The following is a 16,183-nucleotide window of genomic DNA, read 5'->3' as shown; positions in this document are numbered from 1 at the left end:
ATGTCCTTTAAGATAGCACTGCACTGCATTACAGGTAACTGAGCCACCATTTTTCCCGGTGGTTTTGCTTGTAACGGTCAAACCAGCGGCAGGGCAGGTACAGCACTGCAACCAGGAACAGCCAGATGAGGTAAACAACAAACAAATTATAACCGCCGGCAGGTGGTAAAAAAGTAAATGGTTGTGAATGAATATCTGCGCTGCCAAATCCCTGCAGGTAAAAACTGATGATGCAGAACAGCCTGATGAGATAGAAATGGCATACATAATAAAAGAACGGAACGCGCCCGTATACCGATAGTATATTCACCAGTTTGCCGGTAGCTTTCTCTGTCAGTGCAAGAAAAATAATGGAAGGCCCCAGTGTAATGCAGGCATACAGCAAAGAAGGCGGATACTTGCTTACATTGATAAATGAAAGAAAGGTAAACAGCCCGTTTTTCTGCACTGACCAGTGTGAGGGATCACCATATTGGTTGATGCTGCGCAGCACCACGAACAGCATCAATGCAGCGATGCCAATACCGAGCAATATTTTTTTACGCTGTGCGGCATTGAACGATGGTTTGTACAGCGAGCCGATGGTATAACCGATGAGCATAATGCCTGTCCACGGCAGTATGGCATAAGCCACCAGTATAAAATGATTGTGCCAGTTAATGCCAAAGCCGCTGGCGGTGAGCGTGATTTTCAGCAGTGCATCCTGCACACTGCCCTGCTGTAGCTGCACACCATCAAGCGTATCGTGGCAAAGTACCAGTAACAAACCGATGATGCCGATTACCGGTAATGGTAACCAGATTAATACGGCGAGTACAATCATGCTCCAGCCGATGGCCCAGATCACCTGCAGCAATACAAAGCTCCAGTCAGGGTTAAAGGCAATGGCAAATGTGATCAGGAATATTTCCACAAACAGCAACCATATGCCGCGCTTCAGCAAAAAGCCGGACTGCTCTTTCTTTGTTTTACGCTGGCCTGATAAAAAAGCAGACACACCTGACAGGAACAAAAAAGTGGGCGCACAATAATGCGTGATAAAACGGGTAAAGAACAGGATGGGTGTGGTAGTGGCTAAATTGGTGGGATCGCTGGCCATGCCGCCTACATGGTGAAAAAAATCACGCACATGATCCAGTGCCATGATCACCATAATAAGACCGCGCAGCAAATCAATCGAGTAAATTCTCTCACGGGCAGCAGGTTGCATAGGCAGGTTTAAAGGGCCAAGATAGCGCTTTTATGATTATATTTGCCTGCGTTAAAGGAGCTATTCAACCGTTTGTGTATTCTTTTGCTGCCAGGATCTGAAACCAATTGGTATGTGGAAAAAATGGATATGTAGCCTTATTGTTGTGAGCCTGCTCAATGTGCTCACCTGCTTCCCTGGAATGCATTTCCCGGGCAACCCTGCGTGTGCGGCAGTTGCCGGCCAGCAGCAGGTAAAAGGCCATACGTTTTCCCTCATTGGTTTTATCCTCAACAACCTGAACGATGAATCGGACGATACAGGCGGCACGCATTTTCATTACAGCATATTTACCGTACAAAAACGTGCGGCAGGTGAACAGCAGGCGCAGCATCTGCTGCCTGTTACTGCATTGCCAGTATTGCTGCCGCGCAATATAAAGGCTGCATTGCCACCTGCACACAGCAGTGGTGCAGTGCTGTCTCTTCACTACAATTATCTTTTCCGTCTTACTCCATTCTGATGTTTACTGTTTTGGCTGATGCACCCCTGTGCACTGTTTGCAATACCAACCTGTAAGCAGCCTGTGCACCTGTGTTCAGCCAGCAGTGCTATTGATTCTTCCCCGTTTATGTAGTCGCAAAACCGTTTGTGCGGCGCCCCGTTATGAGTAAAAACCGTAAGATGAAATTATACGTTGTTATGGCCCTCGCCATGCCCGTGCTGGCAGGCGCATGTAAAGGAAAAGGCAGTACCGGTGATAAAACCGCACCTCCGCCGCAGCTGCCTGTTGTGCAGCTGGAGCAAAAAGATACCAGTTTACAGGAATCGTATGTGGCTTCTATTGAAGCAATAAAAAATGTGGAGATCCGCGCCCGTGTGGCAGGTTTCCTGGAAAAGATATTTGTTGATGAAGGCCAGCCCGTTAAAAAAGGACAACCCCTGTTCCAGATCAGCAGCCAGGAGTATGCAGCGGAACTGGCGCGCTGCAAAGCAGCCCTCAACAGCGCGGAAGCAGAAGCGCGTGCAGCAAAACTGGAAATGGACAGGGTGAAAATACTGGTAGATAAAAAGATCATCACCGCTTCTGAATACGATTTATCGCAGGCACGCGTAAAGGCTGCGCAGGCGAAAATTGAAGAAGCCGCCTCGCTGAAATCAAATGCGGAAACCAAACTCTCTTACACTTATATCCGCGCGCCGTTCGATGGCATGATTGACCGTATTCCGCTGAAAACAGGCAGCCTGGTTACAGAAGGTGCGCTGCTGACCGCACTCAGCGATCTGCAGTCGGTATATGCTTATTTCAGCGTATCGGAAAACGAGTACCTGCAATACATTCAGCTGCCTGCCAACAAGCAGCAGGAATCACGCACTGTACAACTTACCCTGGCAGACGGCTCACACTATCCACACGAAGGCCGCATAGAAACCATTGAAGGTGAAATTGAAGAAGGCACCGGCTCCATCGCCTTCCGTGCAAAGTTTGCCAACCCGAACAGGGTGCTGCGCCATGGCGGTACCGGTAAGGTATTGCTCAACACCGCTATGGAAAATGCACTACTGGTGCCGCAGAAGGCCGTGTTTGAAATACAGGACAAAAGCTTTGTGTACGTAGTGGGTAAAGATAACCGCGTAAAACAAAGAAGCTTTGTGCCCAAAACACGTATCGCCGACTGCTACATTGTACAGAGCGGGCTGCTGCCCGGCGATAAAGTAGTGTTCGAAGGCATCCAGAGCCTGCAGGAAGGCGTGGCCATTGATCCGCAGCTGGTAAGCGCAGACAGTCTTTCGCTCGACAAAGGCTGATTCACTGTTGCATAAGTATCCGATTGACCGATAAACAAATTATAGTATGGTTGAAATGTTTATCAGGAGACCTGTATTGTCTCTTGTAATATCATTGATTATAGTGCTGGTAGGCGTGCTGGCGCTGTTGTCGCTGCCTGTAACCCAGTTTCCTGACATTGTTCCGCCTTCTGTTACCGTTACTGCCCGCTACACCGGCGCCAATGCCGAGGTATGTGCCAAAGCAGTAGCCACACCTATTGAAAGGGCCATTAACGGCGTGCCGGGTATGACGTATATGAGTACCGTTACCAGCAATGATGGTGTTACCGCCATCACGGTTTATTTTAACGTGGAAACCGATCCTGATGTGGCCGCTGTAAACGTACAGAACCGTGTAACTACCGTGCTCGACGAATTACCGGAAGAAGTAATTAAAGCAGGTGTAACCACCGAGAAAGAAGTAAACAGCATGCTGCTGTACCTGAATGTGATGAGTGAAGACAGCAGCATGAACGAGGCTTTTATTTACAATTTTGCTGATATCAATATCCTGCAGGAGCTGAAACGCATTGATGGCGTTGGCCGTGCAGAGATTATGGGGGCACGTGAATACTCCATGCGCGTATGGCTGCGGCCCGATCGTATGCTGGCCTACAATGTATCTACCGATGAAGTAATTCAGGCATTGCGTAACCAGAATGTGGAAGCCGCGCCGGGTAAAACAGGGGAAAACTCCGGCAGGCAAAGCAATGTGTTGCAGTATGTATTGCGGTATACCGGCAAGTATTTTGAACCCGCATCGTATGAAAATGTAGTACTGCGTGCGCGGGAAGATGGGTCGTTGCTGCGTTTGAAAGATATTGCCAGCATCGAGTTCGGGGCCATGAGTTATGGCATGGTGTCTAAAACAGATGGCAAGCCTTCGGCATCCATTATGTTGAAGCAGCGGCCAGGCTCCAATGCAAGGGAGGTGATTGCCGGTGTTAAAGCCAAGATGGCGGAGCTGAAGCAAACCAGTTTCCCGCCCGGTATGAACTACAATTTTGCGTACGATGTGTCGCGCTTTCTCGATGCTTCTGTGCATGAAGTGGTGCGTACGTTGTTTGAAGCATTTATACTCGTGTTTATCGTAGTGTTCGTGTTCCTGCAGGATTTCCGTTCCACACTCATCCCCGCACTCGCCGTGCCGGTGGCATTGATTGGTACGTTTGGTTTTATGCAGCTGCTAGGGTTCTCCATTAACCTGTTAACCCTTTTTGCGCTGGTACTGGCTATTGGCATTGTGGTGGATAATGCGATTGTGGTGGTAGAGGCCGTTCACGTAAAAATGACGGAGCAGCATTTAAAGCCCATGAACGCCACCATTGCAGCCATGCGGGAAATCAGCGGCGCCATTATTGCCATTACCCTCGTTATGTCCGCCGTGTTTGTACCTGTGGCGTTTTTAAGTGGGCCGGTCGGTGTGTTTTACCGCCAGTTTTCGTTAACGCTGGCCATTGCCATTGTGATATCGGGTATTAATGCGTTAACGCTTACGCCTGCACTGTGTGCCCTGATGCTGAAACACAATACAGCGAAAAAGAAAGGGCTGCTGCAACGTTTCTTCGGCGGCTTTAACAAAGCGTACAATGGTACCGAAAACAAATACCGCAAACTGGTAGGGTTGATTGCCGGCCGCCGCGTAGTAACACTGGTGATACTTGGCGTGTTTTTATTGGGTACCTGGGGCATCAGCGCGGTACTGCCCGGTGGTTTTATTCCTACGGAAGACCAGGGGATGATTTATGTAAACGTAACCACACCGGCAGGCGCAACAGTAGAACGTACAGAACTGGTGCTGGATAAAGTACAACAGGCTGCAGCAGGTATAAAAGCGGTAGATAACGTTTCCATACTGGCAGGTTACAGCCTGGTGAATGAAGTGGCAGGGGCCTCTTACGGCATGGCCATGATTAACCTGAAGCCCTGGGAACAGCGAAAAGAATCTTTACAGCAAACCATTGATGAACTCAATAAACGCACCCGCAATATTACCGATGCCACCATCGAGTTTTTTGCACCGCCTACCGTGCCGGGCTTTGGTAATTCAGCCGGTTTTGAATTGCGTGTGCTGGATAAAACAGGTTCCGGTGACCTGCACCGAACAGCGCGTGTAACACAACAGCTCATCACAGCCATTAAGGCATCACCGCAGGCTTCCAGCGCGTTTACCACCTTCGATCCCAGCTTCCCGCAATACCTGATTCATGTGGATGCGGATGTGGCTGCCAAAAAGGGCATCACCATCGACAATGCAATGAATACACTGCAAACATTGATCGGCAGTTACTATGCCACCAACTTTATCCGTTTCGGGCAAATGTACAAGGTAATGGTGCAGGCATTGCCACAGTACAGGGCCAACCCCAAAGACGTATTGAGCCTGTATGTAAAAAACGATCGTGGTGAAATGGTGCCGTTCTCTACGTTTATACGCATGGAAAGGGTATATGGGCCTGACCAGCTTACGCGCTACAACATGTACACGGCAGCCATGGTAAATGGTGACGCAGCACCTGGTTACAGCAGCGGCGAGGTGATTGAAACGGTAGAGAAACTGGCGAAACAAAAACTGCCCAAAGGCTTTTCATACGAATGGTCGGGCATGACGCGTGAACAGATCCTGTCAGGCAACCAGGCAGTATACACATTTATCATTTGCCTGGCATTTGTTTATTTGTTACTGGCTGCGCAGTATGAAAGTTTCCTGCTGCCGCTGCCGGTGATCCTGTCATTGCCTACGGGTATATTCGGTGCCCTGCTGTTCCTGAAACTGCTGGGGCTGGAGAACAATATCTATGCACAGGTGGCGCTGATTATGCTCATTGGCCTGCTCGGTAAAAATGCCATCCTCATTGTAGAGTTTGCCATTCTGCGGCGCAAGGAGGGAAGCACGGTGCTGGAGGCGGCACTGGCAGGTGCCGCATCGCGTTTGCGTCCTATCCTTATGACCTCCTTTGCGTTTATTGCGGGCTTAATACCCCTGTGTATTGCCAGCGGCGCAGGTGCACTGGGCAACCGTTCCATTGGTACGGCTGCTGCAGGCGGTATGTTAACAGGTACTATTTTCGGCGTGCTGCTGATACCCGGACTATTTGTTCTCTTTTCAAAAAAACAAGCAGTAAAAAAAGTATGATGATGCGAAACCGATTAATGCAATATATACCCTGTGTAGCTTTTGCAGCAGCAGCTGCCGGTTGTTCAACTTATGCACCGGTTGCGCAAAATACACCCAAACTGCGCGTACCTGAACAGTTTGCAACCGCGGCAGATACCGGCAGTATGGCTGCCCTGCCCTGGCAGCGCTTTTTTACAGACAGCAGTTTGCGCGCGCTGATAGATACTGCCCTGCACAACAATCCCGATCTCTTAAGTGCAGTGCAACACATGCAGGAAGCCCAGGCAAACGTATTGCAGTCACGCGCTGCCTTGTTGCCCGTGGTGAATGCAACAGTAAGTGCCGGTCTTGATCACTATGGCAAGTACACCATGAATGGTGTGGGTAATGATGATACCAACCTCTCGCAGAATGTAAAGGGTAAAAGAAAAATACCCGATCCCACGCCAGACCTGTTTGTGGGTTTACGCAGCAGCTGGGAAGCCGATTTGTGGGGTAAGCTGCAACAGCGGAAAAAAGCAGCTGTGGCGCGTTACCTTGCTACCGGTATGGGCCGGCATTTGCTGGTAACCGAACTGGTGGCTGCTGTGGCATCGTTGTATTACCAGCTGGTGGCGCTGGACAGGGAGCAGGCCATTGTGCAGGAGAACATCACGCTGCAGGCCAACGCGCTGGAACTGGTGAAGGTGCAGAAACTTGGTGGCCGCGCTACAGAGCTGGCTGTGCAGCAGTTTAATGCGCAGTTGCTGAATACACAAGCCATTGCCTATGAAAAAAAGCAACAGGCCATTGCGCTGGAAAATGAGCTGAACAACCTGCTGGGCCGTTTTGCCCTGCCTGTATTACGCAGTAAAGACTTTGCTGGCATGGGCGACAGTGCTGCGGCCGGCATACCTGCTGCTTTGCTGCAACGCAGGCCCGATATACAACAGGCAGCCTTTGAACTGGAAGCCAGCAAGGCAGATGTGCAGGCCGCACGGGCTGCATTCTTTCCTTCGCTGGTACTTTCACCGTATACCGGTTTTAATGCATTCCGCGCATCCGTGTTGTTTAACGGCGCATCACTGGCGTATGGTGTACTGGGCAGCGTAACAGCACCCATACTTAACCGAAGGGAACTGAAAGCAAATTTCTCCGTTGCAGATGCACGGCAGCAGGTGGCTTTTCAGCAGTACCGCAAAACAGCCGTACAGGCATACAATGAAGTGCTTACGCAGTTGGAGCAGATACGCAATGCAGGTGAAATTGCGCGCCTGAAGCAACAGGAGCTGGAGCAATTGACCAATGGCGTTGCTACTGCAAAGGATTTGTACATGGCCGGTTATGCCAACTATCTTGAAGTAATCACCACGCAGAAAAACCTGCTTGATGCTTCATTGGAATCAATAGAAGTGCAGCGCAGGAAAACGGTGGCCACCATCAACCTGTACAAAGCATTGGGAGGGGGATGGGATTGGCCATAAATGTTAAATGGATCAATGGCTTGATGGTGGTTGTTCAGCCATCAAGCCATTCAACCATGAAGCCATCCAAAAAAAATGCCCCGCCGTATAGCGAGGCACTGCACAGCCTGGACAGGCGGCGTTTGTTCATAGGCACATTTACACTTTACAAGAGAATGAAAACGCGTTTATTGATAGAGTTCAGTCAACTTTTTTTCGAGCGCTTCGCCACGCAGGTCAACCGCAACGATTTTGCCGGTGGGGTCAACCAGGAAATTGGCAGGTACAGCCTGTATGCCATACAAGCTGGCTACGTCGTTTTTCCAGCCTTTTAAATCACATACCTGTGTCCATAGTAAACCGTCTTTGGCAATGGCTGCTGTCCAGTTGTCTTTTACGTGGTCAAGCGAAACAGACAGTATTTCAAAACCCTTTGAATTGAAATGTTTGTATTGTTTCAACAGGTTAGGACTTTCACCGCGGCAGGGGTGGCACCAGCTGGCCCAGAATTCGATGAGCACGTACTTGCCTTTGTAAGATGCCAGCGAAACCGGGTTGCCGTTTACATCGTTCTGTACAAACAGGGGAGCGGTTTTACCCGGTACAATGCGGCTGAGTATGGCGATGCGTTCTGCAACTTCCTTGCCCTGTACGGTTTCGTATAGTTTGGGATCCATGGCCGCATACAGTTCTTTGGCTTTCTGCAGGTTTTTATCCGTTGCAAAAAACTGCAGTTCGTGCAGCGCTACATAACTCTTCGGGTTTTGTTCGATGTACTGCCGCCTGAGTGTAAACTCGCTTTGGTACATGCTGTCGCTCTGGTGCTGCAGCTTTTTACCATTGATGGTATCGCCTGCCTGTGTAAGGTCCCAGGCTTTTTGCCCTACGGCCATGGTGGCCTTCCTGTTTTTCATGATGGTGCTGTTAAAGGCGGCAAATTCATTGGTAACAGCTAGTCCGCTGGCCTGTGCATCCATCATGGAATCGAGGCTGGCGGTTATTTTAATGGGGGCATTGTCAATATAAAAATCAATCTTCACCCGGTAGTCTTTCGTGAAAATCATGGCTGCCATAGGTTCTTCGGTATGACCTTTAAATACAAAGCTGCCATTATGCGTAATGAGGGTGTCAATGCTGGAGTGATTGAGTGTGCCATAGGTCAGGTAAATTTCCTGGTCGCTCAGGCCTTTTACATAACCGCTTACGGTATAGTTTTTCGCAGGCCTGGCAGGTGTAAAGCTGCACAGCAGGCAAAGGCTGCTTACAGCCAGTGCTGATTTGAATGCGTTGTATTGCATGATTGTTTTGTTTTGTATGTTTTGATGCATATTGTACTTAACGGTTTACGATGTCTATTACGTTACCCGGCAATCCTTCCACTTTGCGCAGTACGGTGCCGGTATTGCCGCCGCTTATATTGAGATAGTATAACGTGTTTTCCGTACCTGCTGCCAGTGTACCATCTTCCATGAGTTTGATCATGGTAACCGCTTTGCCGCCCATATCGGCGGTTAGGGTGCGCAGGTCCTGGTTCAGCGGGTTGTAGCGGTATATTTTATCGTTGGAGGTGAAGTAAATAATCTCACCTGGTGCGCCTATCCATTTCGTGTTGCCGGTTATCAGCTCAGGGTGTGCGAATGTATGCTGGTAAATAGGGTTGAAATTAAAGGGGCCGTTGAACTCTACAGAGAACTTGAGTTCCTGCACAGCGCCACTGGCATCTTTGCAAAAAGCAAAACAGTTGCCGCCGTCTATCTGCATCATGGTTATAAGATCCATACCAAGATTGATGGGGTTAAAGGCGCCGCCGGTTACCGCATAGGCGGGGCCAAAGTACACAAGGCCGCCATACATATTCATGCGTACAAACTGGCTGTGTTTGGTATCAAAGCCAATAAAGTATTGCTGGCTGCCCTGTTTGTCGGTATTGTAAATAAAAGATGGATGCATGGTATAGTCGCCCGCAGCATCCAGGCCAAACATACCGAAGTTGGGAGCCTGGTCCCACGTAGAGGTGGTGCCTGCATACATTCTGCCATTGCTTACACCTGCCAGCACACCCTGAATGGTTGAGCAGAAGTTTTGCGGTGCAACGGTATCGGGTACATCAAAGAAATTGTCTTCAAAATGTCCTTTCCGTGCAAAGGTGTTTACATCAATCTGCACGCCTTTGTATTTGCCGGATTTGCCCAGCACCCAGTAACAACGGGTTATATCGGGTTCCATGATCACTTCCACTGCCTTAATAATCTGGATAGGATCATCGGGCAATGTATCGTTGGGGTTAATCACCTGGTAAATGCGTGACAGCACTTCTCCGTTCGCTTTGATAAAGCTTACCTGTGCCTTGCCATTTTCAGCCGTTAATACGGCAACTCCTTCTGAAAATACAGTTTCGCCGCTTACCACAAACGGATAAAAGTAATGCATGCCGTTGTTGTGGTTAATGGCAGTAAGCAGTCCGGCATACCGCGCTGCGCCCAGGCCATACAGCATATGCAGTTCAGGGCCTTTAAATTCGCGGGTGGTATTGTCGGGTAAGGATATTTTCCATTCGTAACTAAAGGTATCTGTGCCGGTATATTGCACGCGCGGTTTTATAACCAGGCTGTCACCGATCAGCACATTGTAAACCGAATCCAGCGCGATCAGTGGTTCATCGGGTTTGTGGTATGTATAGTTGCCTTTGTCTTTATAACAGGCTGCCAGCACCAGCATGCTGCAAAGTGCAAGGGTAATAGGCAGGTATGTTTTGCGTAGTGGCATGTTCAGTAGTTTGGGTATACAGATCAGGATATATCGTTGCCGTTTTCATCCACAAAAAAGTAGCGGCCGCTTTCGGGTTTTAACCGGTACAATACGGTGTTTTTGGGGGTGTGGATGTTGTAAAAGCGGTAGTTGCCATCAGGCTGCAGCTCCAGCACATAATCAGGATGTTTTTTGAGCCAGGGGCGCGGGTCGCGCAGGAAGTCTGTTTCAAGACTGGCGAGGTACTGGTTCTTCGGTGCTTCCTGCGGGTTGGTGGAGAGTTCTGCGAGGCCCGTTACAACAATGAACAACTCATGTTTTACCTGCGAATAATAATCACCCATCCACATTGGCCACCATTCCGGTTCTTCCAGTTTGTTGGAGAACACGACTTTGTTGGAGATGAGTTTATACGGCAGGTTAGTGCCAAGGTCTGCAGTAGGGTAGAGCCTGAACCTGATGCTTACCGAGCGTTGCTGCAACAGGGAATCATTATTGTATATCACGAAGTTTACAAACACTGTACCGGTGTTGGCAGGCAGTACATAACTGCTGTCAAACGGTTTGTAATGCAGGTTTTCAATTGCTGTGGTGGAATCTTTGTCTACCCTGATGATAAAACGCCTGTCATGATCGGCCCTGATGCCCGATAATTGTACAGGCAGGCTGATGGTGTCTGCAGACAGGTTGGGTGTATAGGCAAAGGTAAACAGCACGCTGTCTGCCTGCTTCTGGTCAAAATTGAAATGAATATTATCCGGTGAGTTATAGGTTAACTCCACGGCCTTTTTACAGGAAGCGGTGATACCTACCGCCAGCAGTGCGAAGTATAGCTTTTTTCTCATGTTATTCAATTTGTAAAAACAGGATGTTAGCGGTTTCCAAATTCAATTTCATCGTTGGGAAGCGGCAGTACAAACACATTGTTGCCTGCAGGCACCACTTGTCCCGATTCTGCGATGATGGATTGGTTGAGGCGCTTGTACATATAAAATATCTGCCCCTCTCCATACCATTCTTTACGGGCTTCTTTCAGTAACTCCGCAAGCAGCTCTGTTTTTGAACTGGTGCTGAGCTGTGCAATAATGCCGCGGTGACTTCTTACGGTATTAAAATACTGCAGCGCCTTGGCGGGGTCTGTATCAAAGCTGCACTCGGCTGCTATGTAATACATTTCACTGAGGCGTATGGCAGGCGCCACCAAGGGGTGCCTGTTGGCCGTAAGATCCGTAGGGGCTGCAAGTGTGTTGCGTTTGTACTTCTGCAATTCATACCGCGTTACATTGTCTTCCGATACCGGCTGAAACCATTGTTTAAAACGGTTGTCTTCACCGCCCACTGAACCTGTTTCATACAGGTAGGTTGCGCCTGTTTCTACCAGGTCAAGACTGGAATTGCCTGTTGTGAAGCGTTTTACCAGGTTGTCACCTTCTTTGGGTATGTTCCAGGCAAACAGCAGCTCTTTATAATAAATATGGTCTTTCAGCTTCGGGTCTGCATTGTTGAAATCTGCGTCTGCAGTCCAGGGGAATTTATTGGCGTTGATCACTTCTTCTGCATTCTTCAGCGCATCGGCTGTATTGTTCAGGTACAGGTAAACCCTGGCCAGCTCACCGCATACAGCAAAGTAATTGAGGTGATGCCTGCGGTTTTGCACAAAAAGTGTTTTGGCATTCTGCTCGGTAGCCGTATCTGCATTGGGGTATCCCACAATATAACCGGTGCTTCTGATGGAATCAGCGGCGTACAGCAGTGTTTTGGCATTGTTCAGGTCGGCAACGGCTTTCTGCAACACTTCGGTGACTGTGCTTAATGGCGTGATTTTATTGGAGTAGGTGGTTACATAAGGAATGGCTTTGGACTGTGCGCCGGTTTTAAAGGAAGGTGCAAACAGGCGCAGCAGGTCAAAATGCAGGTAGCCACGCAAAGCCAGCGCTTCGCCTTTTATAATGGCATAGTGGTTACCGGTAAACAGGTTCCTGTGTTGGTCAATGTTCTGCAATACCATATTGCAGTTGAGTATGCCGCTGTACAGGCCCTGCCATACAGAATCTTTACGTAGCACAAAATCCTGGTCGGTATACAGGTACCGCGAAGTTTGCAGGTATCTCAGCTGGTCATATATGCGGATGGAGTAGTTTTGTGCAAGCACATCGGGAAAGCCCATGGTAAGCTCGCCGCCATACAAGGCCGTTCGCGAGCAGTTCAGGTATACACCATTGAGCGCTTCTTCAAAACCTTCTTCGGTTTTAAACAGCTCTTCATCGGTAACGCTGGTTTGCGGTTTTACGTCGAGCCATTTTTTGCAGGAGCAGCAGGCTAACGACAATAACAGGATGATGTATGTTTTTCTCATGTAATCAGACTTAATGCGTAAAACGTTGTTTTGTTAAAACCCTGCCTGCAGCGTAAAAGTTAGGCTGCGCGCATACGGATAATCAATACCGCGTTCAATTTTTATGGTCGACCAGCGCCATAGGTCATTGGCTGTTACAGCCAGGCGCAGGTATTGCATACCCATTCTTTCATACAGTTTCTTTTGCAGGTTATAGGCTACATAAACCGATTGCAGTTCAACCCGGCTGTCTTTCTGTATAAAACGTGATGAGGTAAATGTTTGTCCCAGGTCTGCGATGTTCTTGTAAAAAGTATGATCGCCGGGTTGTTTCCATTTCTGCTCAAGGGCCCTGCTGTCTACATTCAGGTGCGGGTCTGCATTTTCTACACGGTCTACCAGCGTCTGGTTGTATTGCTTGCCGCCAAAGCTGCTGTACAGGGTGGCCTGTACCATCAGCTGTTTCCAGGCAACGGTGGGCATTAAAAAACCGAAAACTTTGGGTGTGCTCCTGGTAATGGCAACATTGTCTTTTACATCCCAGTCATAGGTGAGTGAACCATTCTTTTTTACAAACAGTTCCCTGCCGTTCTCGGGGTCAATACCAAGGGAACGCACTGCATAAATCGCATCTACAGACTGTCCTTCGGCATAACGCAGCAGCGGTGCACCTTTGTTGTCGTCTTTGCCCTGCGCTTCATCTACGCGGTCGTTATAGGCTTTCAGGGCATTTGAAATACGCACAATGGTGTTTTCATTACGGGCAAGGTTCAGGTTAAAACCTGCCTGCCAGTTGCGCGTATGAATCATGTTATAATGTACAGACAGTTCCTGGCCGGTATTGCGCATATCACCCAGGTTGTCTTTGTAATAAGAGAAACCTGTTGAAGGCGGCAGCGAAATATCTGCCAGCAATCCGCGGGTAAGTTTGGTATATAAGCGTGGTGATAGCACGAGGGCATCGTTAAACAGGCCCAGGTCAATACCAAAATCGTACGTGCGTGTTTTTTGCCACTGCAGGTTGCTGTTGCCATAGTTGCTCAGCACAACACCCGGGCCGGATGAATACCATTGATCGACATAGGTATAAGTAGTGGTGGCCATATAGGCAGGGAAGCTCACAGAGCCGATCAAACCCGTGCTGGCGCGTAGTTTCAGCTGACTGATATTGGTACCCTGCAGCAATTTTTCTTTGTGCAGGTTCCAGCCGATACCCAGGGTATTAAACGGGGCAATGCGTTTGTCGCTGCCAAATTTGGAAGAGCCGTCTTCACGGAAAGTGAAATCGAGCAGGTATTTGTTTTTAAAAGAATAGTTGAAAGTAAGAAAGGAACCGATCAGCCTGTCTTTGTACACATCACTTTGCGGTTTGCCGTTTTCGCCATAACCGGCTGCAAAACCAATATCAGGGAAACGGTCGTTGGCAAAGCCTATTGCCGTGAATTGTTTCTGATTCAGGTTGCTGGTTTGTACATTGGTACCGAGTGCCAGGTTCAGGTTGTGCTCGCCCAGCTGGCGGTTATAGTTGAGTGTGGCAAATGCATCTACCTGGCTGGTGGTGCTTGTTTGGTAAGTATACTGGCCGCGCTGGTTGATTTTATCGGCTGAATAGAAATAATAAATATTGTCGAACGGTGAAATAAACTCATCCGTTGTGGCTTTGTTTTGGGTATAGCTGATCTGTGCACGCAGGCGCAAGCCATTGGCTATCGTCCATTCCCCGCCGAATGCATCAATCAGTTCCAGGTAATCCGATTTGTTGAAACCGCCCAGGGTAGCGTTGTACATGGGGTTGAGTACATGCACTGATACAATTTTCCCGGAGCCGGCATCCCGCGCATTCCAGGCATCCACATCCTGCAGTACATGCCCTGCAGAATCCCTTACAGGGTAGTAAGGGTTCATTCTTACATAATTTGCAAAGTCGCCGTAGGGCGATTCCCTGGCCTTCATCTGCGTAACGGTGAGCGTGTTTTTAAACAGCAGCCTTTTGCCTGCATTGTAAGCCAGGTTCATGCCTACGCTGTAGCGGTCGCGCGAGGAGCCTTTCATAACACCCGGGTTGGTCTGGTAACGCAGCTCCAGTCCGTAACGGATACTCTCTGTACCGCCTTCCAGGTAAACGGAATGTTTTTGACCTACGGCTGTTTTCAAAGGCTGCGACAGCCAGTAACTGTTTACACCGGATACCACGTTTTGCTTTTTATGGTAATAAGCAATATCAAGATCGTATTGCGAAACTGCGCTGTTTTTGGTTCCATCATACAGGCCTGCGAGTTGTTCGTAGTCGAGTTTCTGTGCTGCATCCAGCACATGGTAATCGCTGAGGTCGGGTGTTACCAGGTTCATGTCGTAGCTGTAGCTCAGGCGCAGTTTGCCGGGCTTGGGTGCCCTGGTGGTAATCACCACCACGCCGTTGGCTGCGCGTGAGCCGTATACTGCAGTGGCAGCAGCATCTTTGAGCAGGGTAATAGACTGGATGCGGTTAATGTCGAGGTCGTACACTTTTTCCAATGTTACCTCGTAGCCATCCATGATAAAGGTAGGCAGGTTGGTATTGCCGGTAAGATTGTTGCGGCCGATTACATCGTTCACGCCATTGGGCAGGGCAGTAGAGCCGCGCACCGTGATTACAGGCAGCCTGTTGGGGTTAGAGCCAACCAGGTTGTTATCGGTAATTTTAAACGAGGGGTCAAAAGCCTGCAGGCTTTGCAGTACATTCTGCGGGTTTACTTTTTTGAGGTCATCTCCTGAAACGGATACTGCGGTACCTGTGTAATTATCTTTATTAATGGTTTGATAACCGGTAATCACTACCTGTGTAAGAGAATCCTTGCGCTGTTTCTGTGCCAGCTGTATACTGATGCCGGTGTTGCTTTTTACGGTGACCTCCTGGTTGTCGTAATCAACCAGGCTCAGCTGCAGCACATCTCCTTTTTCAGCCGGTATGTCGAAGCTGCCGTCTGCGCCTGAGAATGTGTGCTGCCTGGAAGTTTTATTGATGATGGTGGCATCGGCCACCGGTTTGCCAGATGCGGCATCTTTTACCACACCATGTATTACAACGGGTGTGACATCGGTTGGCGGAGCAGTAACGGCAGGTGTTCTGGCAGGGTCTTTTGCTTTAACCACAATGGTGCGGTTCACAATTTTGTAGTCCAGCTGCTGGTTTTTAAAACACTGTTCCAGCGCCTGTGCCAGCGGTGCATTGGTAATACTTACGGTTACTTTTGGAGCCTGTTGCACCAGCGCATCATCGTACAGGAAATAGTAGCCGGTTTGTGATTCGATGGCTTTGAATACCTGGATAAGCGGCGCCTGTTTTACCTGTAAGGTCACCTGCTGCGCAAAGCTGCGGGCATTCACCTGTACGGCGGCTACCAGTATAACAATAGCGAGCCTTACCAGCTGCCGGGTGCCGGTAGAGAAATTAGTTGGTTGCATACTCAGTGAAGGAAGCGTTAGTGTTGGGTAATTCAGTACAGTAGTTGCCAACGGGCTTATTGGTTATAAAAAGACAT

The 16,183-nt window shown here is 49.0% G+C and carries 10 protein-coding genes; 4 read left to right on the top strand and 6 right to left on the bottom strand.

Annotated elements, in window-relative coordinates:
* Positions 1–28: 28 nt before the first annotated feature.
* Positions 29–1,210 carry a DUF1624 domain-containing protein gene (locus tag DXN05_RS11860; protein ID WP_116847457.1) on the bottom strand — a complete coding sequence of 394 codons (1,182 nt, stop codon included), beginning with the start codon at positions 1,208–1,210 and terminating at the stop codon, positions 29–31.
* A gap of 112 nt (positions 1,211–1,322) precedes the next feature.
* Here DXN05_RS11860 and DXN05_RS11855 point away from each other — a divergent pair, with 112 nt between their 5' ends.
* From DXN05_RS11855 to DXN05_RS11840, 4 genes are all read left to right on the top strand, one after another.
* Positions 1,323–1,712 carry a hypothetical protein gene (locus tag DXN05_RS11855; RefSeq protein WP_116847456.1) on the top strand — a complete coding sequence of 130 codons (390 nt, stop codon included), beginning with the start codon at positions 1,323–1,325 and terminating at the stop codon, positions 1,710–1,712.
* A gap of 161 nt (positions 1,713–1,873) precedes the next feature.
* Positions 1,874–2,998 carry an efflux RND transporter periplasmic adaptor subunit gene (locus tag DXN05_RS11850; RefSeq protein WP_211330029.1) on the top strand — a complete coding sequence of 375 codons (1,125 nt, stop codon included), beginning with the start codon at positions 1,874–1,876 and terminating at the stop codon, positions 2,996–2,998.
* A 46-nt stretch (positions 2,999–3,044) separates the two neighbouring features.
* Positions 3,045–6,155 (top strand): efflux RND transporter permease subunit, encoded by a 3,111-nt coding sequence (locus DXN05_RS11845; RefSeq protein WP_116847454.1) that lies wholly within the window; start codon positions 3,045–3,047, stop codon positions 6,153–6,155.
* A 2-nt stretch (positions 6,156–6,157) separates the two neighbouring features.
* Positions 6,158–7,600 carry a TolC family protein gene (locus DXN05_RS11840; RefSeq protein WP_245975192.1) on the top strand — a complete coding sequence of 481 codons (1,443 nt, stop codon included), beginning with the start codon at positions 6,158–6,160 and terminating at the stop codon, positions 7,598–7,600.
* A 167-nt stretch (positions 7,601–7,767) separates the two neighbouring features.
* Here the strand turns inward: DXN05_RS11840 and DXN05_RS11835 are convergent, their stop codons facing one another.
* The 5 genes from DXN05_RS11835 to DXN05_RS11815 are packed head-to-tail and all read right to left on the bottom strand — an operon-like array spanning position 7,768 to position 16,106.
* A complete protein-coding gene (locus tag DXN05_RS11835; protein ID WP_158559222.1) occupies positions 7,768–8,877 on the bottom strand; it encodes a TlpA disulfide reductase family protein in 1,110 nt (369 codons plus the stop codon).
* 37 nt (positions 8,878–8,914) lie between these two features.
* The gene (locus DXN05_RS11830; protein ID WP_116847451.1) at positions 8,915–10,345 is read right to left on the bottom strand and encodes a PKD-like family lipoprotein; all 1,431 of its coding nucleotides are present in this window, start codon (positions 10,343–10,345) and stop codon (positions 8,915–8,917) included.
* A 23-nt stretch (positions 10,346–10,368) separates the two neighbouring features.
* Positions 10,369–11,172 carry a DUF4843 domain-containing protein gene (locus DXN05_RS11825; RefSeq protein WP_116847450.1) on the bottom strand — a complete coding sequence of 268 codons (804 nt, stop codon included), beginning with the start codon at positions 11,170–11,172 and terminating at the stop codon, positions 10,369–10,371.
* A 26-nt stretch (positions 11,173–11,198) separates the two neighbouring features.
* On the bottom strand, positions 11,199–12,683 hold the full coding sequence (locus tag DXN05_RS11820; protein WP_116847449.1) for a RagB/SusD family nutrient uptake outer membrane protein: 1,485 nt from the start codon (positions 12,681–12,683) through the stop codon (positions 11,199–11,201).
* 33 nt (positions 12,684–12,716) lie between these two features.
* Positions 12,717–16,106 (bottom strand): SusC/RagA family TonB-linked outer membrane protein, encoded by a 3,390-nt coding sequence (locus DXN05_RS11815; RefSeq protein WP_116847448.1) that lies wholly within the window; start codon positions 16,104–16,106, stop codon positions 12,717–12,719.
* Positions 16,107–16,183: the final 77 nt, after the last annotated feature.

Source organism: Deminuibacter soli, assembly GCF_003412455.1.
GTDB lineage: Bacteria > Bacteroidota > Bacteroidia > Chitinophagales > Chitinophagaceae > Deminuibacter > Deminuibacter soli.
Note: the sequence above shows the minus strand (reverse complement) of the source record. Positions and strands in the feature narration are given on the sequence as shown.